The sequence below is a fragment of the Halomonas saccharevitans genome (genome assembly GCF_032333995.1).
Taxonomy (GTDB): Bacteria; Pseudomonadota; Gammaproteobacteria; order Pseudomonadales; family Halomonadaceae; genus Halomonas; species Halomonas saccharevitans.
In genome coordinates this window covers 22,616-46,993 of sequence record NZ_JAVXUR010000009.1, presented here as the reverse complement: position 1 = coordinate 46,993, position 24,378 = coordinate 22,616, and the positions used below count along the sequence as shown (strand labels likewise).

The 24,378-nt window shown below is 63.5% G+C and carries 22 protein-coding genes; 5 read left to right on the top strand and 17 right to left on the bottom strand.

The genetic code is table 11. The features are described 5' to 3' along the window. Positions 1–218 precede the first annotated feature (218 nt). Positions 219–1,055 carry a CDP-diacylglycerol--serine O-phosphatidyltransferase gene (pssA, locus tag RSO68_RS15870; RefSeq protein ID WP_089852084.1) on the bottom strand — a complete coding sequence of 279 codons (837 nt, stop codon included), beginning with the start codon at positions 1,053–1,055 and terminating at the stop codon, positions 219–221. A 184-nt stretch (positions 1,056–1,239) separates the two neighbouring features. Further along, positions 1,240–2,292 carry a ketol-acid reductoisomerase gene (gene ilvC / locus RSO68_RS15865; protein WP_281245233.1) on the bottom strand — a complete coding sequence of 351 codons (1,053 nt, stop codon included), beginning with the start codon at positions 2,290–2,292 and terminating at the stop codon, positions 1,240–1,242. 156 nt (positions 2,293–2,448) lie between these two features. On the opposite strand from ilvC, the gene ilvY reads away from it, so the two are divergent. Continuing rightward, positions 2,449–3,339, top strand: a complete 891-nt coding sequence (ilvY, locus tag RSO68_RS15860) for an HTH-type transcriptional activator IlvY (protein ID WP_089852088.1) — start codon at positions 2,449–2,451, stop codon at positions 3,337–3,339. Positions 3,340–3,470: 131 nt separating this feature from the next. On the opposite strand, the gene ilvN is transcribed toward ilvY, so the two are convergent. The 5 genes from ilvN to rluD all read right to left on the bottom strand — a co-directional run bounded on the left by ilvN (position 3,471) and on the right by rluD (position 10,814). Beyond that, positions 3,471–3,962, bottom strand: a complete 492-nt coding sequence (gene ilvN, locus RSO68_RS15855) for an acetolactate synthase small subunit (protein ID WP_089852090.1) — start codon at positions 3,960–3,962, stop codon at positions 3,471–3,473. After that, positions 3,962–5,686, bottom strand: coding sequence for an acetolactate synthase 3 large subunit (locus tag RSO68_RS15850; RefSeq protein ID WP_089852092.1), 1,725 nt, complete (start codon positions 5,684–5,686; stop codon positions 3,962–3,964). Before RSO68_RS15850 ends, ilvN begins: the two co-directional genes overlap by 1 nt. 587 nt (positions 5,687–6,273) lie before the next feature. After that, positions 6,274–8,877, bottom strand: coding sequence for an ATP-dependent chaperone ClpB (clpB, locus tag RSO68_RS15845; protein WP_315587268.1), 2,604 nt, complete (start codon positions 8,875–8,877; stop codon positions 6,274–6,276). A 198-nt stretch (positions 8,878–9,075) separates the two neighbouring features. Further along, positions 9,076–9,831 carry a peptidoglycan editing factor PgeF gene (gene pgeF, locus RSO68_RS15840; RefSeq protein ID WP_089852096.1) on the bottom strand — a complete coding sequence of 252 codons (756 nt, stop codon included), beginning with the start codon at positions 9,829–9,831 and terminating at the stop codon, positions 9,076–9,078. A 23-nt stretch (positions 9,832–9,854) separates the two neighbouring features. Then, positions 9,855–10,814, bottom strand: a complete 960-nt coding sequence (rluD, locus tag RSO68_RS15835) for a 23S rRNA pseudouridine(1911/1915/1917) synthase RluD (RefSeq protein WP_089852098.1) — start codon at positions 10,812–10,814, stop codon at positions 9,855–9,857. Between the two features lie 125 nt (positions 10,815–10,939). On the opposite strand from rluD, the gene RSO68_RS15830 reads away from it, so the two are divergent. Continuing rightward, positions 10,940–11,752 carry an outer membrane protein assembly factor BamD gene (locus RSO68_RS15830; RefSeq protein ID WP_315587267.1) on the top strand — a complete coding sequence of 271 codons (813 nt, stop codon included), beginning with the start codon at positions 10,940–10,942 and terminating at the stop codon, positions 11,750–11,752. Positions 11,753–11,871: 119 nt separating this feature from the next. Here RSO68_RS15830 and RSO68_RS15825 read toward each other — a convergent pair whose 3' ends face one another. After that, on the bottom strand, positions 11,872–13,503 hold the full coding sequence (locus tag RSO68_RS15825) for an NAD+ synthase (RefSeq protein WP_315587266.1): 1,632 nt from the start codon (positions 13,501–13,503) through the stop codon (positions 11,872–11,874). A gap of 101 nt (positions 13,504–13,604) precedes the next feature. Between RSO68_RS15825 and RSO68_RS15820 the strand changes: the two genes are divergently transcribed. The 3 genes from RSO68_RS15820 to RSO68_RS15810 all read left to right on the top strand — a co-directional run bounded on the left by RSO68_RS15820 (position 13,605) and on the right by RSO68_RS15810 (position 15,449). Continuing rightward, positions 13,605–13,877 (top strand): PP0621 family protein, encoded by a 273-nt coding sequence (locus tag RSO68_RS15820; protein ID WP_089852104.1) that lies wholly within the window; start codon positions 13,605–13,607, stop codon positions 13,875–13,877. Between the two features lie 208 nt (positions 13,878–14,085). After that, the gene (locus RSO68_RS15815; protein WP_315587265.1) at positions 14,086–14,634 is read left to right on the top strand and encodes a GspH/FimT family pseudopilin; all 549 of its coding nucleotides are present in this window, start codon (positions 14,086–14,088) and stop codon (positions 14,632–14,634) included. A 65-nt stretch (positions 14,635–14,699) separates the two neighbouring features. After that, positions 14,700–15,449 carry a hypothetical protein gene (locus tag RSO68_RS15810; protein ID WP_315587264.1) on the top strand — a complete coding sequence of 250 codons (750 nt, stop codon included), beginning with the start codon at positions 14,700–14,702 and terminating at the stop codon, positions 15,447–15,449. A gap of 135 nt (positions 15,450–15,584) precedes the next feature. Here the strand turns inward: RSO68_RS15810 and RSO68_RS15805 are convergent, their stop codons facing one another. From RSO68_RS15805 to ileS, 9 genes are all read right to left on the bottom strand, one after another. After that, a complete protein-coding gene (locus tag RSO68_RS15805; protein WP_315587263.1) occupies positions 15,585–17,024 on the bottom strand; it encodes a pilus assembly PilX family protein in 1,440 nt (479 codons plus the stop codon). Further along, positions 17,009–17,758: a PilW family protein gene (locus tag RSO68_RS15800; protein WP_315587262.1), complete on the bottom strand. Its 750-nt coding sequence runs from the start codon at positions 17,756–17,758 to the stop codon at positions 17,009–17,011. Before RSO68_RS15800 ends, RSO68_RS15805 begins: the two co-directional genes overlap by 16 nt. Continuing rightward, positions 17,755–18,198, bottom strand: coding sequence for a type IV pilus modification protein PilV (gene pilV, locus RSO68_RS15795; RefSeq protein ID WP_315587261.1), 444 nt, complete (start codon positions 18,196–18,198; stop codon positions 17,755–17,757). The genes RSO68_RS15800 and pilV overlap by 4 nt, the downstream gene beginning before the upstream one ends. After that, entirely contained in the window at positions 18,195–18,635 is a 441-nt protein-coding gene (locus RSO68_RS15910) for a GspH/FimT family pseudopilin (RefSeq protein WP_390882425.1), read from the bottom strand. The genes pilV and RSO68_RS15910 overlap by 4 nt, the downstream gene beginning before the upstream one ends. A gap of 4 nt (positions 18,636–18,639) precedes the next feature. Beyond that, on the bottom strand, positions 18,640–19,056 hold the full coding sequence (locus tag RSO68_RS15790; RefSeq protein WP_315587260.1) for a type IV pilin protein: 417 nt from the start codon (positions 19,054–19,056) through the stop codon (positions 18,640–18,642). A gap of 258 nt (positions 19,057–19,314) precedes the next feature. Continuing rightward, the gene (gene ispH, locus RSO68_RS15785; RefSeq protein WP_315587259.1) at positions 19,315–20,283 is read right to left on the bottom strand and encodes a 4-hydroxy-3-methylbut-2-enyl diphosphate reductase; all 969 of its coding nucleotides are present in this window, start codon (positions 20,281–20,283) and stop codon (positions 19,315–19,317) included. Between the two features lie 101 nt (positions 20,284–20,384). Beyond that, positions 20,385–20,846, bottom strand: a complete 462-nt coding sequence (gene fkpB, locus RSO68_RS15780; protein WP_315587258.1) for an FKBP-type peptidyl-prolyl cis-trans isomerase — start codon at positions 20,844–20,846, stop codon at positions 20,385–20,387. Between the two features lie 99 nt (positions 20,847–20,945). Then, positions 20,946–21,434, bottom strand: coding sequence for a signal peptidase II (gene lspA, locus RSO68_RS15775; protein WP_315587270.1), 489 nt, complete (start codon positions 21,432–21,434; stop codon positions 20,946–20,948). Positions 21,435–21,518: 84 nt separating this feature from the next. Continuing rightward, positions 21,519–24,371: an isoleucine--tRNA ligase gene (ileS, locus tag RSO68_RS15770; RefSeq protein WP_315587257.1), complete on the bottom strand. Its 2,853-nt coding sequence runs from the start codon at positions 24,369–24,371 to the stop codon at positions 21,519–21,521. Positions 24,372–24,378 lie beyond the last annotated feature (7 nt).

Below are 24,378 nucleotides of genomic sequence, written 5' to 3'. Positions count from 1 at the left end.
GCGGATGCGTACTTTACGGATTTCCCCGGCACCGCGCAAGGCCTCGATGAAGAAAAATGTCAGGCGCGTGTCGCGGCCGTGACGAGGCGGTGACCGAAAGCTTATCCACAACGCCTTCGAGCTCGCGGCGCGACGACCGGGTGTGGATGGTTTTCCGCCCTCCGGAGACACGAACGCCCGCGCGAGGCGGGCGTTCGTGGCGGGGCGAGTCTAACGACTCAGCTGGCGGAGGGCGAGTGCTTCAGCTTGCGCATCAGCGCCATCGCCGGCCCGGAGGCCACGTAGGCACCGAACAGCAGCAGCAGCATCACCGAGGGCTCGATGGAGATCACCACGAAGCCCAGCACGATGGCCAGCAGGAAGACGAAGGGCACCGGCCCCTTGAGATCCACGTCCTTGAAGCTGTAATAGCGGATGTTGCTGACCATCAGCACCCCGGCGGCTGCCACCACGAAGAGCATCAGCAGCTTGAAGCCGAAGGCCTCGGCATCGAAGCTGTGGAAGGTCCAGACGCTGGCCGCTACCAGGGCAGCCGCCGAAGGGCTCGGCAGGCCGATGAACCACTTCTTGTCGACGCTGCCGATCTGCACGTTGAAGCGCGCCAGGCGCAGGGCGGCGCAGGCCACATAGAGAAAGGCGACCACCCAGCCGGTCTTGCCGATGTCCTGCAGGATCCAGATGAAGGCCACCAGACCCGGCGCCACGCCGAAGGAGAGCATGTCGGAGAGGGAGTCGTATTCGGCGCCGAAGTCGCTCTGGGTGTTCGTCATTCGGGCCACCCGGCCGTCCAGGCCATCCAGCACCATGGCGATGAAGATGGCGATGGAGGCCATGGTGAAGTCGCCGTTGACGGCGGCCACCATGGCGAAGAAACCCGAGAACAGCGCCGAGGTGGTGAACAGGTTGGGCAGCAGATAGATCCCCTTGCGGCGAATCTTCTTGCCGCCCTCCTCGGCCTCCTCGATGACCTCCGACTCGCGCACGAAGGTCGTTGCCAGGTCCTCCTCGCCCGAATGGCCTGGCTCATGCTCGCTGCTGTGCGGATCCCGACTCATCTGTCTCTTCCATCGCCTTGGGTGTCGTTCCATTCTACACACACCGTGACGAAACACTCACGAGGGCAACACTCTCGACGTACTTCCTGGCACTCCCTACGCCTTTCCTGGCACTTTCCCGGGCCCCGAACGCAGAAAGGGCGCGGATGTCCGCGCCCTCGAGTCGTTGAAACGGATCCTCAGATCAGTTCTTCGACTTGTCGACCAGCTGGTTGGCGGCGATCCACGGCATCATGCCGCGCAGCTTCTCGCCGACCTGCTCGATCGGGTGCTCGGCGTTGAGGCGACGACGCGCGGTCATCGAGGGGTAGTTGGTGTTGCCCTCGTTGATGAACATCTTGGCGTACTCGCCGGTCTGGATGCGCTTGAGCGCATTGCGCATGGCCTCGCGAGACTGCTCGTTGATCACCTCGGTGCCGGTCACATACTCGCCATACTCCGCGTTATTGGAGATGGAGTAGTTCATGTTGGCGATGCCGCCCTCGTACATCAGGTCGACGATCAGCTTGAGCTCGTGCAGGCACTCGAAGTAGGCCATCTCCGGCTCGTAGCCCGCCTCGGTCAGAGTCTCGAAGCCGGCCTTGACCAGTTCCACGGCGCCGCCGCACAGCACGGCCTGCTCGCCGAACAGATCGGTCTCGGTCTCATCCTTGAAGGAGGTCTCGATGATGCCGCTGCGCCCGCCGCCGATGGCTGCGGCGTAGGAAAGCGAGAGCTCCTTGGCGCTGCCGGTGGCATCCTGGTGGATGGCGATCAGGTCCGGAATGCCGCCGCCGCGCACGAACTCGGAACGCACGGTGTGGCCCGGGGCCTTGGGTGCGATCATTACCACGTCCAGATCCTTGCGCGGCTCGATCTGGTTGTAGTGGATATTAAAGCCGTGAGCGAAGGCCAGGGTGGCGCCCTGCTTCAGGTTCGGCTCGACCTGGGTCTCATAGATCGCCTTCTGGTTTTCGTCCGGTGCCAGGAGCATCACCACGTCGGCGCTCTTGCTGGCGTCCTCGACGGAGGCGACCTTGAGGCCGGCGGCCTCGGCCTTGGCGGCGGAGGAAGAGCCTGCGCGCAGGGCGACGGTGACGTCGACCCCGGACTCCTTGAGGTTGTTGGCGTGGGCATGACCCTGTGAACCGTAGCCCACGATGGCGACTTTCTTGCCCTGGATGAGGGAGAGGTCGCAATCCTTATCGTAGTAAACGCGCATGACGTGCTCCTGAAACGGAAAATGGTGTCGATCGATGTTCAAAGTTGGCGTTCAGCGTTGATGGCCACCCGTGCCGTCTGTCGCAGCACTGGGATTCGATGCAGCCGATGAGTTCACCTTACGCCAGCGCCAGCGTTGCGTAAAACGCTATATTTGCAATGCAATATCCCGATTTGTGCAATAATAATCCCCATGGACATGCGCCCCCTCAAGCACTTCCTCGCCCTGGCCGAGACCCTGCATTTCGGTCGCGCCAGCGAGGCTTGCCACGTCAGCTCCTCGACCCTCTCCCGCACGATCCGCCAGCTCGAGGAGAGCCTGGGCGTACCTCTCTTCGAGCGTGACAACCGCCATGTAGCGCTGACCCGCCAGGGCCGCACCTTCCTGGCCTATGCCCGAGAGGCCCTGGAGGAGTGGGAGCGGCTGCGCCAGTCGCTGATGAGCGAGGCGCGCACCCTGACCGGCGAGATCAGCATCTACTGCTCGGTGACCGCGAGCTACAGCTTCCTCTATGAGCTGCTGAGCGAATTCCGTACCCGCTACCCGGGCATCGAGCTCAAGCTGCACACCGGCGATCCGGCCCAGTCGATCCAGCGGGTGCTGGCCGGCAACGAGGACATGGCGATCACCCCGCGCCCCCGCCAGTCGCCCGACGCGCTGGGCTTCAAGTCGCTGACCCGCTCGCCGCTGGTGTTCATCGCGCCCCACGAGGCCCACGACTGGATCCCGACCACGCCCGAGTCGCCGTCTGCCGAACAGTGGCGCGAGGTGCCGATGATCCTCTCCGAGGCGGGGCTCTCTCGCCAGTACAGCGACACCTGGTTCCGGGCACTGGGCGTGGCGCCGCGCATCTACGCCCAGGTGGCGGGTCACGAGGCCATCGTCAGCATGGTGGGGCTGGGCTTCGGCCTCGGCGTGGTGCCGCGGATCGTGCTCGATACCAGCCCGCTGGCGGAGCGCGTGCGGATCCTGCCGGTCAAGCCGGAGCTGCCCCACTACGACGTCGGCCTGTGCGTGCTCGAGCGGCGACTGAAGAGTCCGCTGATCGCCGCGCTCTGGGACGAGGTCGCCGAGCGCTTCTGATCGGCCGGGCATCGTGCCTGACCGTTGCACACGGCACCTGACTCCCCACATACAAAAGCGCCGCCCCGAAGGGCGGCGCTGTAGGCGTCGAGCTTGTGGCGAGAGCCACCCGACTCGCGGTCGTGCAGGCGCTAGAGGGAGAGCACCTTGTCGCCCCGGGCAATTCCCGAGACGCCGGTGCGCGCCACCTCGAGCAGGCCCACCGGCGCCATGGCCTGCAGGAAGGCATCCAGCTTGCCCGCATCGCCGGTGATCTGCACCGTGTAGAGGCTCGGCGTCACGTCGACGATCTGCGCGCGGAAGATGTCCACGGTGCGCTTCACCTCGTCACGGGCCGCGCCCAGGGCCTTGACCTTGACCAGCATCAGCTCGCGCTCGATGTGGTTGCCCTCGGTCAGGTCCACCAGCTTGACCACGTCGATCAGCTTGTTGAGGTGCTTGGTGATCTGCTCGATCACCCGGTCGTCCCCGACGGTAGTCACGGTCAGCCGCGACAGGCTGGGGTCCTCGGTGGGCGCCACGTTCAGCGTTTCGATGTTGAAGTTGCGCTGCGAGAACAGCCCCACCACGCGAGACAGGGCGCCCGGTTCGTTTTCCATCAGAATCGAGATGATATGGCGCATCAGGTCCGCTCCGTCTTGGAAAGCAGCATGTCACGCATGGAGCCCAGGGGCACATGCATCGGATAGACGTGCTCGTGCGGGTCGACGAGGACATCGAGAAACACCAGCTCGTGCTTGTCGGCAAAGGTCCTTTCCAGTGCCGGCTCGAGATCCGCCAGTGTCTCCACCCGCAGCGCGGTGAAGCCATATGCTTCGATCAACTGCTGAAAGTTGGGCAGCGACTCCATGTAGGAGTGCGCATGGCGGGACTTGTAGTTCAGGTCCTGCCACTGGCGCACCATGCCAAGCGAAGCGTTATTGAGGTTGACGATCTTCACGCCGCCCCCGAACTGCTTACAGGTCGACAGCTCCTGCATCATCATCTGGAAGCTGCCCTCCCCGGTCACGCAGATCACCTGCTCCTCGGGGAAGTTGTGCTTGATGCCCATGGCCGCCGGGAAGCCGAAGCCCATGGTGCCGAGCCCGCCCGAGGTGATGAAGCGGTTGGGCTTGTCGAACTTGTAGTACTGGGCCGCGAACATCTGGTGCTGGCCCACGTCGGTGGTCACGTAGGCCTCGCCCCGGGTCGCCCGGCACAGTGCCTCGATGACCTCCTGGGGCTTGATCGGCTCGTCGGATTTCGACGGCTCGTAGAGTCGACCCTGGCGCTCCTCGCGCCAGCCATCGATCTGCGTCCACCAGTCGGCCAGCTCCTCCGGGTGAGCGATCTCCTGGCCCTGCACCAGGCTGATCATCTCATTGATCACGCTGCTCGCCGGGCCGACGATGGGCACGTCGGCGCGCACCGTCTTGGAGACGGAACTCGGATCGATGTCGACGTGGATGATCTTGGCGGTGGGGCAGAACTTGGAGGTGTTGTTGGTGACGCGATCATCGAAGCGCGCACCGATGGCGATGATCAGGTCGGCATGGTGCATGGCCATGTTCGACTCATAGGAGCCGTGCATGCCCAGCCACCCCAGGCACTGCCGATCGCTCTGCGGATAGGCGCCGATACCCATCAGCGTGGTGGTGATCGGATAGCCCAGCCGCCGCACCAGGTCGGTCAACCCCTCGCAGGCGTTGCCGGTGACCACACCGCCGCCGGTGTAGAACACCGGGCGCCGGGCCTTGAGCATCAGCTCCACGGCCTTCTTGATCTGGCCGGTGTGGCCGCGAGTGACCGGGTTGTACGAGCGCATCTTGACCTTCTTGGGGTAGACGTACTCGTAGCGTTCGGTGGGCGCGGTCATGTCCTTGGGAATGTCCACCACCACCGGACCGGGGCGCCCGGTCGCGGCCAGGTAGTAGGCCTTCTTGAGGACTTCGGGAATCTCGGACGGATGCCGGATAGAAAAGCTGTGCTTAACGATCGGCCGGGTCACGCCGACGATGTCGGTCTCCTGGAAGGCGTCGTCGCCGATCAGGTGACTCATCACCTGACCGCACAACACCACCATGGGAATCGAGTCCATGTAGGCGGTGGCGATGCCGGTGACGGCGTTGGTCGCCCCGGGTCCGGAGGTCACCAGCACCGTGCCGGGCTTGCCGGAGGCCCGGGCATAGCCGTCGGCGGCGTGCGTGGCGGCCTGTTCGTGGCGCACCAGAATGTGCTTGACCTTGTCCTGACGAAACAGCGCGTCGTAGATGTGCAGCGCCGCCCCGCCGGGATACCCATAGATATATTCGACGCCCTCATCCTGGAGGAAGCGGGCAATCATGTCTGCGCCGGAAAGCAGTTCCACAGATGTATCTCCCCTGGAGGTCTCGAGTGCGCTCCGCGCCCACCGTGGGGACACGAAGTCGAGTGCGGCGGTATGCCGCTGCCGGCCGTGCCGGCACCTGATGCCAAACCCTGGCAGTAAGGGCCCTGTTGGGGCCTGCACTCTCATCACGGCGGGTTGCCGCGTCGGGGCGTTGGCCAGGCCGGGCGGTTGGCCCGGACCCGGAAGTCCTTCGGCGGGTAGAGGCACTCGGCCTACCCTTCGCGCGGGGATGGGGGATTGCCCGCTGGCATCCGCGCCCGTTATCAGGAAGGCTCAAGATTCCATTAGCGTTGTTGGCGTGTCAACCGCGGAAACCACGTGGGTAGCCCATGGAGGGCGATTCGGCAAGTCTGGACGATCACGCCGAGCCAGCATGGCGCCCAATGCATGGCGCCCAAAAAAGAGCCCGTCGGCTCACGGGGGAGCGACGGGCAATGGGGGTTACAGGACGCAACCTGAAATTCAGTCTAGTCCGTTGTCGCCCGGGCGTCGGGCGACAACGGTAACGCTTTGTGGCGGTTTGTGGCGCTTTGTGGGCCCGACGCGACGGGCTCCAGACCAGGCCCTCAGCTCTGGAACACCAGCCGGTCACCCTCCGCCTCGACGCGGATGACGTCGCCGGGCGAGAACTTGCCGGCCAGCAGATCCTGAGCCAGCGGGTTCTCGATGCGGCTCTGGATCGCCCGCTTGAGCGGTCGCGCGCCGAACACCGGATCGAAGCCGGCCACGGCCAGCTGCGCCAGGGCCGCGTCGCTGACCTCGAGCGACAGCTCGTGCTCAACGAGCCGGGCGCGCAGCCGCTCGAGCTGGATGCCGGCGATGGCCTGGATCTGCGCCTGGCCGAGGGCGTGGAACACCACCACCTCGTCGATGCGATTGATCAGCTCCGGACGGAAGTGGTCACCCACCACCGCCATCACCATCTCCTTCATCTGCGCGTAGTTGCTCTCCGCATCGCCGCTGTCATCGCCGCCCATGCGCTGGATGATGTCCGAGCCCATGTTGGAGGTCATCACGATCACGGTGTTGCGGAAATCCACGGTGCGCCCCTGACCGTCGGTGAGACGACCGTCCTCCAGCACCTGCAGCAGGATATTGAAGACATCGGCATGCGCCTTCTCCACCTCGTCGAGCAGCAGCACCGAGTAGGGCTTGCGGCGCACCGCCTCGGTCAGGTAGCCGCCCTCCTCATAGCCGACGTAGCCGGGAGGCGCGCCGATCAGCCGGGCCACGGAGTGCTTTTCCATGAACTCCGACATGTCGATGCGCACCATCGCCTCCTCGGTGTCGAACAGGAAGTTCGCCAGCGACTTGCACAGCTCCGTCTTACCCACCCCGGTCGGGCCGAGGAACAGGAAGGAGCCGTTGGGGCGATTGGGATCGGCGAGCCCGGCGCGTGAACGGCGCACCGCGTTGGCCACGGCGGTGACCGCCTCATCCTGGCCGATCACCCGCTCATGCAGCGCCTCCTCCATGCGCAGCAGCTTGTCGCGCTCGCCCTCGAGCATCTTGGCCACCGGGATGCCGGTCCAGCGGGAGACCACTTCGGCGATCTCCTCCTCGGTGACGTTGGAACGCAGCAGCTGATGCTTGGCGGTGCTGGTGTCGGCCTCGGCCTCCACGCTCTCGGCGATCTTCTTCTCCAGGCCGGGAATCACCCCGTACTGGATCTCGGACATGCGCGCCAGGTCACCCTGGCGGCGGGCCTGCTCCAGGTCGATGCGCGCGCGATCGAGCTCGTCCTTGAACTGCGCCGCCCCCTGGATGCTGGCCTTCTCGGCCTTCCAGATCTCGTCGAGGTCGGCGTACTCGCGCTCGAGCTCCTCGATCTGCCCCTCCAGCCCCTCGAGGCGCTTCTTCGAGGCCTCATCGGTCTCCTTCTTGAGGTGCTCACGCTCCATCTTCAGCTGGATCAGCCGGCGATCGAGACGGTCCATCTCCTCGGGCTTGGAGTCGAGCTCCATACGAATCCGCGAGGAGGCCTCGTCGATCAGGTCGATGGCCTTGTCGGGCAGCTGGCGATCGGTGATGTAGCGGGTCGAGAGCTTGGCTGCAGCGATGATCGCCCCGTCGGTGATATCGACGCCGTGGTGCACCTCGTAGCGCTCCTTGAGGCCGCGCAGGATCGCCACGGTATCCTCCTCGGAGGGCTCGTCGACCAGCACCTTCTGGAAGCGACGCTCCAGGGCCGCATCCTTCTCGATGTAATTGCGGTACTCGTCGAGGGTAGTGGCACCCACGCAGTGCAGCTCACCGCGGGCCAGGGCCGGCTTGAGCATGTTGCCGGCGTCCATGGAACCCTCGGCCTTGCCAGCACCGACCATGGTGTGCAGTTCGTCGATGAACAGGATCACCCGCCCCTCTTCCTGGGACAGCTCCTTGAGCACCGACTTCAGGCGCTCCTCGAACTCGCCGCGAAACTTGGCGCCGGCCAGCAGAGCGCCCATGTCCAGCGACAGCACGCGCTTGTTCTTGAGGCCCTCCGGCACCTCGCCGTCGACGATGCGCTGCGCGAGCCCCTCGACGATGGCGGTCTTACCGACGCCGGGCTCGCCGATCAGCACCGGGTTGTTCTTGGTACGCCGCTGCAGCACCTGAATGGTGCGCCGAATCTCATCGTCGCGGCCGATCACCGGGTCGATCTTGCCGCTGGCGGCGCGCTCGTTGAGATCCAGGGTGTACTTGGCCAGCGCCTCGCGCTGATCCTCGGCGTTGGGATCATCCACCGTTTCGCCGCCGCGCACGCTGTCGACGGCGGTCTCCAGCGCCTTGCGGGTCAGTCCGGCCTGGGTCAGCAGCTTGGTCAGCGCGCCGCCCATCTCCAGCGCGGCGAGCAGCACCAGCTCGCTCGCGATGTACTGATCGCCGCGCTTCTGGGCCTCACGGTCGGTGAGGTTGAAGAGCTTGATCAGATCGCGGGAGGGCTGCACCTCACCGTCGAAGTTGGCAACCTTGGGCAGGTCGTCGAGATGGCCCACCAGGCCGTCGCGCAGCCGCGCGGCATCGGCGCCGGCCTTCTGCACCAGCGCCTTGACGCCGGTATCGGTGGCCTCCAGCAGCGCCAGCAGCAGGTGACCGGGCTCCAGCTGGTTGTGACCGCGGCCCACGGCCAGGGACTGGGCGTCGGCCACGGCGTTCTGCAGCTTGGCAGTGAACTTGTCGAATCGCATGGGAATTCCTCCATCGGGGTAGCGGCGCGTTTGGACGCGCCGCGTGGCCCTGTCAATGTGTCTTGAGGGCTTCAATGGAGTCAGCATGGTCGGCTTTCAAGTCACCGGCCAGGGAAAGGCCGCAGGGAGTTGACGCGCATCAAGGGCCAAGCAGCCAGGATGGCTCAAAAGCGCAGGGAGCAAACCAGCGGGGTTCTTCTACCTCAACCAGATCACGCTGGCCATGCGGCCGGTGACGCCGTCGTCGCGGCGGTGGGAGTAGAAGCGCGGCTCGCAGGCGGTGCAGAAGTGGCCGCCGCTGATATGCGATACGCCGAGGCGCTCCAGGCGCAGGCGGGCGAGCTTGTAGAGGTCGGCCATGTAGTGACCGAGCCGGTAGGGGCTCGGATCGAAGGCCGCCTCGGCCTCGGGGTGCACGCCGACGAAGGCCTGCTGTACCTCGGGCCCGACCTCGAACTGGGCGTTGGAGATCGCCGGGCCCAGCCAGGCCATCAGCGCCTCCGGCGCCAGGCCCATCGCCCCTACCGTCGCCTCGATCACGCCGCCGGCGAGCCCGCGCCAGCCCGCGTGGATGGCCGCCACGCGGGTGCCGTGGCGGTCGCAGAGAAAGATCGGCAGGCAATCGGCGGTGAGCACCACGCAGGCATAGTCGGGGCTCATGGCCACGGCGGCGTCCGCCTCGGGCCTGGCAGCGGAGAAGCCCTGCTGCACCCGGGCGCCGTGCACCTGGTCGAGCCACAAGAGCGGACGGTCGCCGCCGACCTCCTTCTCCAGCTGACGACGGCACAGCGCCACGTGGTCCGGGTTGTCGCCCACGTGATCGGCCGCATTGAAGGCGGCGAAGGCGCCCTGGCTGGGGCCGGTTTCTCGGGTGGTGACGAAGGCTCCCACGTTTTCCGGGGCGGGCCAGTCGGGCAGGATCGGCGTCGGGCGCAGGTCGAAGGTATCGCTCATCACGGGGTCCTTGGCACGGAGCCTTAGCGCATGGTCTCGCCGTCTTCGCGCAGGAAGTCGAGCAGCATCAGCAGGTCGTCAGGCAACGCCGCGCGAAAGGCCATCCGCTCGCCGCTTTCCGGGTGCACGAAGGCCAGCTTGCGGGCATGCAGCGCCTGACGCGGAAATTCACGCAGGATCTCCTTGAGCTGGTCGTCCGCACCGGCCGGCATCTTGAGGCGCCCGCCGTAGACCGGATCGCCGATCAGCGGATAGCGCACATGCGCCATGTGCACGCGGATCTGGTGAGTACGGCCGGTCTCTAGCTTGCAGCGCACGTGGGTGTGGGCGCGAAAGCGCTCGACCACCCGGTAGTGGGTCACCGCCGGCTTGCCCGAGGCATTCACCGCCTGGCGCTTGCGATCACGCGGATGGCGCCCAATGGGGGCATCCACGGTGCCGCCGGCGGTCATCACGCCGACCACCACGGCATCGTACTCCCGCGACACGCTGCGTGCCTGCAGCTGTTCGACCAGCGCCGTCTGGGCGGCCAAGGTCTTGGCCACCACCATCAGGCCGCTGGTGTCCTTGTCCAGGCGATGCACGATGCCCGCCCGGGGGATCGTCGCCAACTGGGGGTCGTGATGCAGCAGCGCATTGAGCAGGGTGCCGTCGGGATTACCGGCCGCGGGGTGGACCACCAGGCCCGGCGGTTTGTCGATCACCAGCACCTCGTCGTCCTCGTAGACCACCGTCAGCGGGATGTCCTCGGGCTCGAAGCGGGTGTCGTCGGCGATCTCGGCGGCGAGCACCAGGGCCTCGCCGCCGTAGACCTTGTCCTTGGGCTTGGCCGGCTGGCCGTCGAGGGTCAGGGCGCCGCTCTTGATCCAGGACTTGAGCCGCTCCCGGGAAAAATCGGCGAAGAGCTCGGCGGCGGCCTGGTCGAGGCGTTGGCCCGCCATGCGTTCGGGAACACGATGCTGGGCTTCGAGGGTCTGGGACATGGGTCGGAACGGGGCTCCGTGCGCACCGGGTGCGATGACTGCGTTTCGCCGCAAGGTGCTTTATAGTGGGCAGATACCGGCCGATTCTATCACGGCCGCCCGGGTTGTTAGACACGAGGATCACGATGCGCGTTATCACCTCCCCCGCTCGCCTGGCCGTTCTGATGCTGGCCGGCACACTGCTGGCCGGCTGTGCCGGCACCCCCGAGGAAGAGGAGCTCGACGGCGTCGCCGAACGCCAGCTCTACGAGGAGGGACGCGAGGCCCTCGAAGAGAGCAGCTACACCACGGCGATCAACCGGCTCGAGGCCATCGACACCCGCTATCCCTTCGGCGAGCATGCCGAGCAGGCCCAGCTCGAGCTGATCTACGCCTACCACCAGACCGACGACTGGGAGAGCGCCCGCGCCGCGGCGAGCCGCTTCATCCGCCTGCACCCAGACCACCCCCAGGTCGACTACGCCTACTACATGCGCGGCCTGGCCGCCTGGCAGGCGGGCCGTTTCAGCCTGGAGCGCCTGCGGGTCATCGATATCTCCAAGCGCGACCTGGGCGCCACCCGCGACGCCTACGCCGACTTCAGCGAGCTGATCCAGCGCTATCCAAGCAGCCAGTACGCCCCGGACGCCAAGCAGCGCATCGTCTATCTGCGCAACGTGCTGGCCCGTCATGAGCTGCACGTAGCCGATTTCTACCTGCGCAAGGGCGCCTACCTCGCCGCCGTGGAGCGTGGTCGCTGGGTGCTGGAGAACTACCCGCAGACACAAGCCAGCCGCGACGCCCTGGCGACGATGGTCGAGGGCTACCTGGGCCTGGGCATGCGCGACCGGGCCGGCGAGACCCTGCAGGTGCTGATCGACAACGCCCCGAACCACGACCGGCTGCGCGGTCGCACCTTCCGGCCGCAGCACGTCAAGGCCGAGTCGCTGTCGGCCTGAAACTGAAGCGCAGAACGCTGTAGGCCGCTGACGACCGCCGGAAACCACAACGCCACCACCCTCTCGGGTGGTGGCGTTGTTTTGGGCGGGCCGTTATACGAATTGAGAGGCCGTGATGGCTATTCGCCGGGCTGCCAGCCGTTGACGATGGGATAGCGGCGGTCGCGGCCGAAGCCGCGGCGGGTGACGCGCACGCCCACCGGCGCCTGGCGGCGCTTGTACTCGCAGCGGTCGACCAGCTGGACCACCCGGTAGACATCCTCGCGATCGAAGCCCGCCGCGATGATCGCCTCGGCGCTCATGTCACCCTCGATGTAGCGCACCAGGATGGCATCGAGCACGTCGTAGTCTGGCAGGCTGTCGCTGTCCTTTTGATCGGGGGCCAGTTCGGCGGAAGGCGGCCGCTCGATGACCCGCTCAGGGATAGCCGGCGACTCGGTGTTGCGCCAGCGGGCCAGGCGATAGACCCAGGTCTTGTAGACGTCCTTGATGGCATTGTAGCCGCCGACCATGTCGCCATAGAGGGTGGCGTAACCGACCGCCATCTCGCTCTTGTTGCCGGTGGTCAGCACCATCAGGCCCTTCTTGTTGGAGAGCGCCATCAGCAGCACGCCGCGACAGCGCGACTGCAGGTTCTCCTCGGTGGTGTCGCGCTCGGTGCCGGCGAAGCTCTCGGAGAGGGTCTCCATGAAAGCCTCGACCATCGACTCGATGGGCAGCACCTCGTAGTCGACTCCCAGCATCTCTGCCTGCTCGGCGGCGTCCTGCTTGGAGATATCCGCCGTGTAGTGGTAGGGCATCATCACCGCATGGACGCGCTGCGGCCCCAGGGCATCGACCGCGATGGCCAGCGACAGCGCCGAGTCGATGCCGCCGGAGAGTCCCAGCACCACGCCCCCAAAGCCACTCTTGTTGACGTAGTCGCGAAGGCCGGTGACCAGCGCGCAGTAGAGGTTCTCCTCCGGCGCCACCTCGGGCTCGGTCTCGCCGGCGCGCGGCACCCAGCGCTGCTGCTCGCGCACGAACTGCACCGGCATCAGGCCCACCGCCCAGTGGGGTGCCTGCACCATCAGCTCGCCGTCGGCGTTCACGCAGGCCGAGCCGCCGTCGAAGACCAGCTCATCCTGCCCGCCGATCTGGTTGACGTAGACGATGGGCAGCGCCACCTCGCGGGCACGCGCCTCGAGCAGCGCCAGGCGTTCGGCGGGCTTGTCCTGGTGGAACGGCGAGGCGTTCAGGGTGACGAGGATCTCGGCGCCGGCATCGCGCGCCTGGCGCACCGGCGTTTCGCTCCAGATGTCCTCGCAGATCAGGATGCCGAACTTGGCGCCCTTGTGCTCGATCACCAGCGGCTGGCTGCCGGTGGCGAAGTAGCGCTGCTCGTCGAACACCTCGTAGTTGGGCAGTGCCTGCTTGGCGTACTCGCCCAGCCACTCACCGTTGTAGAGCACCCCGGCCAGGTTCCAGTTCTGCCCCTCCCGGCGCCCCGGGTAGCCGACGATGACCATGACATCGCGGGCCATCTTCTCGGCCATGCGGGCGCGAGCGTGGCGCAGGCGGGTCTCCATGGAGGGGCGCAGCAGCAGGTCCTCCGGCGGATAGCCGGTCAGGAAGAGCTCGGGCAGCACCACGATGTCGGCACCATGCTCGATGCGTGCCTCGCGTACCGTCTCGATGGCGCGGTCGGCGTTGCCGGGAACATCACCGACCAGCGGGTCGAACTGAGCCATCACCAGGGTCAGGTCTTGCATGGGCTTGGAAATCTCTCGAGAATCGATGGATAGTCGCCATTGTCCCGCAAGGGCGGCCGAGTGGCAAAGCCGGCCACCTCTCTCTGGGAGACCCACAAGGAATGAACCTGTTGCTGATTCGCCTGATCATCTTCGCCGTGCTGTTCTTCGCCGGCCTCAAGCTCTACCGCATGTACCGGGAATGGAAACTGGACCGGGACGGCCCGCAGCAGGAAGGCGACGAGGCGGGCAACCGCATGGTGCGCTGCCGCTGGTGTCAGGTGCACCTGCCCGAGGACGATGCGCTGCGCGAAAAGGGCGACTGGTTCTGCTCCGGCGACCACCGGGACAAGTACCTGTCGGAGCAGACGGAAGAACAGAACAAGGACGACTAGGGACAAGCCAGGCCGGTCGCTGACCCTCGCTTTCCATCACGACCGGCCGCCCTCACAGCGACGACAAGAGCCTCATCCATAGAGGAAAACGCCGCCCTCCACGTCCTCCTGGCGCACAGCGTCTGTACGATATCGCCTACGGCGGAAATGGCCCGCCCGGCTAGCCTGAAGAATGCCCCGCCATTCAGGCCATCGCCGGGAGAGCCTCATGCGCCCTGCTTTACGCACTGCTTTTCGTCGCCCCTCCCCTAACCGCCAGCGTGGCCTGACGCTGATCGAACTGCTCGTCACTATCGCCGTACTCGCCATCATCGCGACGATCGGTCTGCCGAACTTTCAGCAGTTCAGCGCCCGCAACGAGGTGGCAGCCGAGGTGATGCGGCTCAAAACTGCGCTGACGCTGACTCGCAGCGCGGCCATTACCCGCCGCTCCACCGTCACCCTCTGCCCCTCCGCCGATATGACCCAGTGTCAGATCAGCAACAACGCCGACGGAAAAGCCTGGCTGGAGACTCTGGCCATTTTTGAGGGTGACGGCGAGCCGGGCGACCCGCTACTGCGCACCGTCGGCAAGAGCCAGCTGCCCTCCCTCACCTACCGTAACGATGATCGACCAGTGCGTTATAAATCACTGGGGCGATCGACGGGCTACAACGGCACCTTCCGACTCTGTGGACGTCAGGAGGAAGGCGCCAGCGTAATCGTCAACAATGTCGGCCGAGTGCGCGTGACGTCGTATCGCCCGGCCGAGTGCTAAAGTGCAATATATCGCCATCGGCACTCACCAAGGAGCCCCCGGATGATCTCGGCTCCCCTCAGGGTATGGCTCAGTTCAAGCAGATCGACAACAACATCCTGCATCTGTGCGGTCAGAACGCGCTGATACCCACCAGTAAGGACCTCGGGCTCGAGAAATATCAAGGCGGCGTGCGCATGGGCGATACGGGCATCGTGCTCAACACCTGTCGCATTTCCGCCGTGGTGCCGCTTCATTGGCTCAGGCTGATAAAGGGCGGCTGGAAGGCGGAGTGGCAAGGGCATAGCTGGACCGTTTTTCAAGTGCCGCAGCGCTGCTGGAGCTACGACGGCTGCCTGGTTACTCAGAAGAATCCGATGGCGGATTCCCCGGCGCCGATCAGCACGGAAGATGTCTCGCGCATCGGCCAGCACATCAACCGCTACGGCGCACGGCCGGGCGAAGTCGTCTTTCGCCCCGACAATGCCATGAAGGAACCTCTGCAAGACATCCGGGCAGCGATCAAGGAAGTGAGAGAGCGGCGCAAGCGCTCCGAAAGGGGCCGGCAAGGGGGATGGCCCTTGGGGGCCGCTGGACGAGTCGTAGGAAGACTGATAGTAGGTTCAGACCAGCTGAGCCTGGAGAACAAAGGACCTGTTTCTCATTTTTATTGTCATCTACTCCTTATAATGGGGGTTGTAACCCCTATCCCAACGTCGGGCTCCCCGGCGCTCATCAGAGCACCGAAAGATGTCTCGCGCATCCATTGCCGATCGAATGAGTTGGTGAGACTGCTACGCATAGAGGTAAAGGCACAGCATGGCGATATCCCATAAATAGGAAAAACGTGGGGATACCCCAGGGTCCGCCCCTCATTGTTCGACCTAGGTACTTATGTCCCAAGCGGATGGTTGATCGCACGGCCCCGACACCCATCCAGCACTTAGCGCTGAGAGTAAAGAAAATGAACTTCATCTCCAAGACTCTATTTTCATTTCGCCAGCATTCTCCGTGGAAGCATCCTTATTAGATATGAAGCCAGCACCGACAACACGCACATTCTTTCCTCTTACCGTACCTTTGATGCCGCCGCTACCCACCACAGCGATATTGGATTTGGGGGAATAGATATTAGCAAGCACCTTGGCGCTTCCATCGACCACAATCCCCGATTGACCAGGGACGGCATTATCACCTGAATCCTCATGAAGGGAGTACAACGCAAACGTCGGCTTATTATTGGTGACCAGCGGAGCCGAAGATGTTTGTAGAGAGCTTTTGAGCTTGGTCTCGCCGGTGACAATAACCGTCAACGTGCTGCCCGATTCTATGATCACCCCCTCGTTGCCGCCGGCCCCAAGCGTAAGATCACCATCAACATATAAGACAACGTCACCACCCGACACTGTGAGTGACCCGTTTCTCTGTGTAAAATCTCCCGTCTTGATGACCGAATATGCACCATTCTGCTTATCCGCAAAACTAGGCAAATCAGGAAGTACCATATCAGTAGCAGATGCAAGCACAACGTTATCTTGTACGTTCCATGTTTCATCAAAAGTGGACAGGCCATCTGGTGTAATTAAAGAATTTACGAAGGGATAGCCACCCACGGATATATCTCCATTGGAGGGCAGAGTAAAAAAATCCTGTGATTTTGCAATTATGTCAAACGGGTCGCATGACGGAAACGGCACATCTTCGATAAAATTACTCGTTAAATCAGAGTACTCGTTATTGCCGTTCCACCAACTTGGATAATCAACCTCCCCTTGTGCGGCCACACTATCCGGCGGATATACTCCGCCACTGATATCAACATCACCACCAGATACAACACCTCCTTCAACACCTGCACCACCACGCAAGTCTACACTTTTACACCCAGTTACAGCATCATCAAATCTATAACCACCTCCAACCTCTACGGCAATTACTTCACTTTCAGCGAGCATGGAACCAGAGTCAATAACCGCACCTTTAGAAAGTATGTAGCTGGATGAATCAGAAACACCGCAGACACTAGCAGAAACATCCAGAAAACATGCCACCCCTGAAATCTTGGCACCTGATTCCTCCTCATCGCTCACCTCTCCCCCAACATTTCTTTCTTCAGTTAAACAATATGAGGTGCTGGAAGAAATGGCTTGCAGCTCGCTGAAGCTCGGACAGCCTCCAAGCACCACGTCATCGCCAGCTTGCATATTGTTGTCTATGGCAAATGTCACCATTTCTGCCGCTAAGGACTCGGCACTCTGTTGAGCATGCGTATACATACGGTAATTCCCCGACAGACGCTCATCAATCTGCGAGGACTGCATGCTGGACAGACCGACCATCAGCGAGATGGTGAGCAGCGAGAGAACCACTATTAGCGCAGCGCCTTTTTGTCTGCCTATGCTTCTCCGCACTTGTCATCTCCTTTGTATGTTTTCCCGCCTTTACCTTTATAACAACCTGGACCATACATTTTTGATCCATCTGTATTAAAGCCGGGCTTATTGGGATTGGGAGTTTTTCCCTCATCACCGCTACCACCGCTACCACCGCTACCACCGCTACCACCGCTACCACCGCTACCACCGCTACCACCGCTACCACCGCTACCACCCAGTGCAGCAGTACGATTCACAGCATAAAACATCAAGTCATCATCAGTGCCACTGCTATCGGTAGGAACAAGCCCCAAAGTGACTAACATTCCGTGGTCACCTTCGGGGGTGACTTCGAACCCATTTTGGGAAAATCCTCCCACCAGCTCTTGAGGGCCACCGCTATTACAGCTGAGGTCAACTTCAAGGTAATATTTAATTTCACCATCAACCGTTCGGGCACCAAGGCCGTACGTTTTTGTCACTTTATCCCCAGTTGAACAGTCACCGCGATTGGGCACGGCAACCTGAAGTTCACCAGCGCTAGCATCACCTTGCGCAGGAGAAGTTTTACTCCAATCTGCGCGCCTAATATCCCTAAGTAGGGTCTCAACGGCGAAACTGACAGCCGCTTGCTTTTCACTAAGCGTATCAACCTGGCGATTTGTCTGGAAAACCGTCAGAAAAAGCTGCCCGGCACCCAGGATGATGATCAAGCCAATCACCATGGCCACCATCAGCTCGACAAGAGAGAAGCCACTGTTTCTTTTCATGGTGCCACCTCTCCAGGAAGCCTGACGGTATAGGAAAAGCCAGGGTCTCCCTCACCGGCGAAACGACTCTCGCTCCACGATACTGTAATGCTGAATTCACAGTCATTGGCGGTTGCACTCACTGAACCACCAGAGACTGGTACCTCGCTAACGCTGTCAGAATCCCGCAAATATACCGCCCAAGCCCCTTTCCAAGATGCATCTTCCGCATTATCCCAACTCGGACAAGAACCATCACCTGCCAGCTGAGCCCACAACCTCTCCTGCGCATCCTGCGCCGCCAAACTGGCGATGGAACGCTGGTAGGCAGCATGCGCGCCTTGTAGGGATTTCAGCTGCATGGCTGCCACACCCAGCATGCCAATGGACAGTACCAGCAGGGCAACAAGTGCCTCAATCAAAGTAAAACCACGCTGCTTGGTGGAAGCAAGGCCCATCATGAACCACCTCCCGCTCGCCCCATGGGGCTAATCTTGATAGTACGATCGCCCACTCCCGAGTACGTATTGCTCAGTGTCAGAGTACATCCAGAAGAGCAGCTCACCCGTTTACCAAGGGAGCCAAAGGTAACCTCAAACTTATCGGTCAGCGAGGTACGTCCATCTCTTCCACTACGAACACGAAGCTGACCACCATCTGACACTTTATACACCCATGGCCCCGACTCCGGCTGAGTTACTGAGAAGGTCACATTCTCGCGCTTCTTTATGGCCTCGCTTCGAGCATACCTGACACCAGAAAGCACCTCATTATAATCCGAGGCAACACGACTCACTGCCATCATGCGCTGAAAACCCGGAACCGCGACCGTCACCAGAATGATAGTAACGGCGATAGTTACGATGAGCTCAATTAATGTAAACCCACTATTTCTCATGGAGTTACCAACATGAATCCGAAGGCCCTCTAACACCTTGACCACTGAGTGTTATATCTTCATCACAGCCATCATCACGACTGGTAGACGCAGTTATTATATAGCCAACCGAGCCATCTTCTTTGTATGATATTGTATAATTTTTATCTGGCGACGGGGATGTAATTGAGCAGTTACTGGAAGAATAGGAATAATGCTTCGTATAACAGCGTTCTAGTTCTCCTGCCGCAATATTCAGCCCTGCATGAGCATCCGCCCGGAGAGACCGCTCCACATACCCCTGATAACTCGGATACGCAATCGACGCCAGAATGCCGATGATGGCGACCGCAATCATCAGTTCGATCAACGTAAAGCCGGCGCTGCGCCGGGGGCTGCCTGTGGGGCTCTGAGGCTTGGGTCGGGGCTCTGAGAAGGTCACGCCGTGCGTCTCCTTGGGAGTCAAGGCATTTGTTTCAGTATGTATCAAGACTTAGCGCTCTGATAGGGTACACGATCAAAAACGTCATGCGTCGTACATGAGTATTGCCCTACGCGAATGCGTCAACGGGGTGGCGTTGCAGCGCCGCTAGGCTAGCTCTCCTCGCGATGGTGTCGCGGCCCCCTACCCTGGGATGCAGAAACGCCGCCGTCAGGTTCCTGACAGCGGCGCTTCTACCTCGGCACGAGAAAGGGTTCGCTACTCGCTGGCGATGACCCGCTCGCGCAACTCCCGCGGCATGGAGAAGGTAATGGTCTCCTCGCGGCCGGCGAGCTCCTCGGGGGCCGTGGCGCCCAGCGCCTGCAACCGCTCTATCACACCCTTGACCAGCACCTCCGGGGCGCTGGCACCCGCGGTCACGCCGATGGCGCCAACCCCCTCGAGCCAGGCAGAGTCGACCTGATCGGCGCTGTCGATCAGGTAGGCCGGAGTGCCGACCCGCTCCGAGAGCTCACGCAGACGGTTGGAATTGGAGCTGTTGGGGCTGCCCACCACCAGCACCAGGTCGCTGCCGGCGGCCAGCTCGCGCACGGCGTCTTGACGGTTCTGGGTGGCGTAGCAGATGTCGTCCTTGCGCGGCCCCTCGATCTCGGGGAACTTGGCGCGCAGGGCGTCGATGACCCGCGCGGTATCGTCCATGGAGAGCGTGGTCTGGGTGACGAAGGCAATCCGGCTCGGGTCCTTGACCTCGAGCTTGGCAACGTCCGCCTCGTCCTCGACCAGGTAGATCTGGCCGCCATGAGACGTGTCATAGCGGCCCATGGTGCCTTCCACCTCGGGATGACCCTCGTGGCCGATCAGGATGCACTCCTGGCCGCGGCGGGCGTAGCGCAGCACCTCCATGTGTACCTTGGTGACCAGCGGGCAGGTGGCGTCGAACACCTTGAGGCCGCGCTCTTCGGCCTCCTGCTGCACGGCACGGGAGACACCGTGGGCCGAGAAGATCACTATGACATCGTCGGGCACCTCGTGAAGTTCCTCGACGAAGATCGCGCCCCGCTCGCGCAGGCTGTCCACCACGAAGCGGTTGTGCACCACCTCGTGGCGCACGTAGATCGGAGGGCCGAAGACGTCCAGCGCGCCGTTGACGATATCGATGGCGCGATCGACGCCAGCGCAGAAGCCGCGCGGATTGGCCAGCTTGATCTGGGTGGGATTGCGTTGCATGTGGGCCTTGCCTCGATGCCTGGGCATCACGTCATGGGAGATGTCGGCGGGTGGGGCTATCCCGCGGCGCCCCACCTCCCGATAAGCTCTGGAACAGCGTTCTAGTGGGTAGTGGCGGGCTTCACATCCAGCACTTCCACTTCGAAGGTCAGGGTACGCCCCGCCAGCGGATGATTGAAGTCCACCTCAACCTGCTCACCCTCGATGCTCTTGATCACGCCGGGCAGTTCGCCGCCGGCGGCGTCGGCGAAGGACATTACCATGCCCACTTCCGGCTCGTCGCTCTCGAAGTCGTCACGCTTGAGCATCTGGATGTTCTGCGGGTTGTGCTGACCGAAGGCGTGCTCCGGAGTGATCTCGAAGGTGCCGCTCTCGCCGGTGGAAAGCCCCTTGAGCGGATGCTCGAAGCCGGGCGGCAGGTTGCCATCGCCCACCTTGAACGTCGCGGCCGCCTTGTCACGGGTGGAATCCACCACGGTGCCGTCTTCCAGGCTGAGGGTGAAGTGAAGGGTCACTTCCATGCCCTCGTCGATACGGAGTTCCTGGGATTCCTGATGGCTCATGGCGTGTCTCTCAATCAGTGCGTGCGATGGGTGCGTGCGCGAAAGGTCGCGATCGTCTCGATGTCGATGATCCGGATATCGGGGCGCCGGGCCGGATTCTCAACCGCGCCGCCGGGCCCGGCGGCGCTCGGCGAAGAGCGACTCCCAGATCAGGCCGATGGCGCCGAGGGTGATGCCGATATCCGCCACGTTGAAGGCCGGGTAGTACCAGCCAGCCGCATGGAAGGAGAGGAAGTCCACCACGTAGCCGTGCACCAGCCGGTCGTAGAGGTTGCCCAGCGCCCCGCCGATGATCAGCCCGAGCGAGACGCCGAGCAGCGTCTCGTCGGCCTTGAGGCGGCGCATCCACACCGTCAGGCCGATGCTCGCCCCCACGGCGATGGCGGCGAACAGCCAGCGCTGCCAGCCGGGATGGCCGGCGAGGAAGCTGAAGGCCGCACCGGTGTTGTGCAGCAGCGTCAGGTTGAAGAACGGCAGCACCTCCACCGGCCGGGCATAGTCGAGCAGCCCGCTGGCGAGATACTTGGTGCCGAGATCCAGCACGATCACCGCCAGGGCCAGCCACAGCCAGCGCAGTGGCTGGCGCATGGGCGCCGTGTGATCCTGGCCTGACTGCCGTTCGCTCATGGGCGCCTCGCCTTGCTGGGACATCGAACGTCTCCTGAATGGACCTTAGGCAAACCGGCGCGTCTCGCCGGGACCGTCCGGCAGGTTGCTGATGCAGCGCCCGCACAGGTCAGGGTGCTCGGCATGAGCGCCCACATCCTTGCGATGGTGCCAGCAGCGCTCGCACTTGCCGTTAGCGCTCTCGGCCACGGCCACCTTCAGCCCTTCGAGCTCAGTGGCCACGGCCGCCTCGCTTGCTTCGGGCTTTTCGCTATTAGACAGGGGCGCCAGGCGCACTTCGCTGGTCAGCATCACGAAGCGCAGCTCGTCGCCCAGCCTAGCCAGGGTCTGGCGCAGCTCATCGTCGACGTACAGAGTGACCTCGGCGGCCAGGCTGCCCTTGATCGCCTTGGCGTTGCGGGCGTCTTCCAGGCACTTGTTGACGGCCTGCTTGACCTCGAGCACCCGCTCCCAGAAGTCGCGCCCCATGGCGGCGTCGTCCGCCAGGGTGTCGAGCCCGGTGTAATACTCCTCGAGCAGCACGCTGTCGCCACGCTTGCCGGGGATGTTCTCGTAGATCTCCTCGGCGGTGAAGGAGAGGATCGGGGCCACCCAGCGCACCAGCGCCTCGACCACGTGATAGAGCGCGGTCTGGGCGCTGCGACGGGCCACGGAGTCGGCCTGGGTGGTGTACTGGCGATCCTTGATCACGTCCAGATAGAAGCCGCCGAGCTCCCGGGCGCAGAAGCCGTGCACCTGCTGGTAGACGTCGAGGAAGCGGTATTCCTTATAGGCGACCTCGATGCGCGCCTGCAGCTGGGCGGCGCGATCGACCACCCACTGGTCCAGGGCCAGCATCTCGTCGAAGGGCAGCACGTCGCGCTCGGGCGCGAAGCCATTCAGGTTGGCCAGCAGGAAGCGCGAGGTGTTGCGGATGCGCCGGTAGACGTCGGCGGTGCGCTTCAAGATCTCGTCGGAGACCGCCATCTCGCCGGAGTAGTCGGTAGAGGCGACCCACAGGCGCAGGATGTCGGCGCCGAGCTTGTCCATCACCGCCTGTGGCGCCACCACGTTGCCGAGCGACTTGGACTGCTTGCGGCCCTTCTCGTCCACGGTGAAGCCGTGGGTCAGCAGCTGCCGGTACGGCGCGTGGCCGTCGATGGCGGCGCCGGTGAGCAGCGAGGAGTGGAACCAGCCGCGGTGCTGGTCGGAGCCCTCGAGGTAGAGATCGGCGATCGGCCCCTCGGCGTGGCCGTGGGGGTGCGAGCCGCGCAGCACGTGGCGATGGGTGGTACCGGAGTCGAACCAGACGTCCAGGGTATCGGTGACCTTGTCGTAGTCGGCGGCCTCCTCGCCCAGCAGCTCGGCGGGGTCGAGGCGGAACCAGGCGTCGATGCCCTCGGCCTCGACGCGCTTGGCGGCCTCTTCCATCAGCTCGACGGTGCGCGGGTGCAGCTCGCCGGTGGCCTTGTGCAGGAAGAAGGGGATCGGCACGCCCCAGTTACGCTGGCGCGAGATGCACCAGTCCGGGCGGTTGGCGATCATGCTGTGCAGGCGCGCCTTGCCCCAGGCGGGGGTGAAGGCGGTGGACTCGATGCCGTCCAGCGCCCGCTCGCGCAGGGTGCGGCCGTCCTTGCCCTTTACGTCCATGCCCACGAACCACTGGGCGGTGGCGCGATAGATCACCGGCGTCTTGTGGCGCCAGCAGTGCATGTAGCTGTGGGTGATCGGCGTATGGACCATCAGCGCGCCGACCTCCTCGAGCTTGGCGACGATCTGCGGGTTGGCCTTCCAGATCATCTGGCCACCGAAGAACGGCAGGTCATCGGCGTAGACGCCGTTGCCCTGCACCGGGCTCTCGATCTCGTCGAAGCTCATGCCGTGGGCGCGGCAGGTGACGAAGTCGTCGACGCCATAGGCCGGGGCCGAGTGGACGATGCCGGTGCTGCCCACTTCGGACTCCACGTAGTCGGCCAGGTAGACCGGCGACAGGCGGTCATAGAAGGGGTGACGAAAGCGGATGCCGTCGAAGGCCTCGCCCTTGGCCGTGGCGATCACCTCACCTTCGAGGCCGTAGCGCGACAGGCATGACTCGACCAGCTCCTCGGCCAGCACCAGCAGCCGCTCGCCGGTATCCACCAGGGCGTAGGTGAAGTCCGGGTGCATGTTCAGCGCCTGGTTGGCGGGAATGGTCCAGGGGGTGGTGGTCCAGATGACCACGGCCGCGGCCTTGGGCAGCGTCTCCAGGCCGAAGGTGGCGGCCAGGCGGTCGGCGTCCTCGATCGGGAAGGCCACGTCGATGGCGTCGGACTTCTTGTCCTGATACTCCACCTCGGCCTCGGCGAGTGCCGAGCCGCAGTCGAAGCACCAGTTGACCGGCTTCAGGCCCTTGAAGACGTAGCCCGCCTCGACCATGTCGGCCAGCGCCCTGATCTCGCCCGCCTCGTTGACGAAGTCCATGGAGCGATAGGGGTTGTCCCAGTCGCCGATCACGCCCAGGCGGATGAAGCCCGCGCGCTGATCCTCGATCTGCTCGGCGGCGTACTCGCGGCACAGCGCGCGGGCCTGCTCGGGCTCGAGATGCTTGCCGTGAGTGGTCTCGACCTTGTGCTCGATGGGCAGGCCGTGGCAGTCCCAGCCGGGCACGTAGGGAGCATCGAAGCCGGCCAGGTTCTTCGACTTGACGATGATGTCCTTGAGGATCTTGTTGAGCGCATGCCCCAGGTGAATGCTGCCGTTGGCGTAGGGAGGGCCATCGTGGAGCACGAAGAGTTCCCTGCCCTGGCGCTCCTCGCGCAGGCGATGGTAGAGATCCATCTCCTTCCACTGTTCCACCCGGGCGGGTTCGCGCTTGGGCAGCATGCCGCGCATGGGGAAGTCGGTTTCTGGCAGGTTCAGAGTGTGCTTGTAGTCGCTCATATCCTGG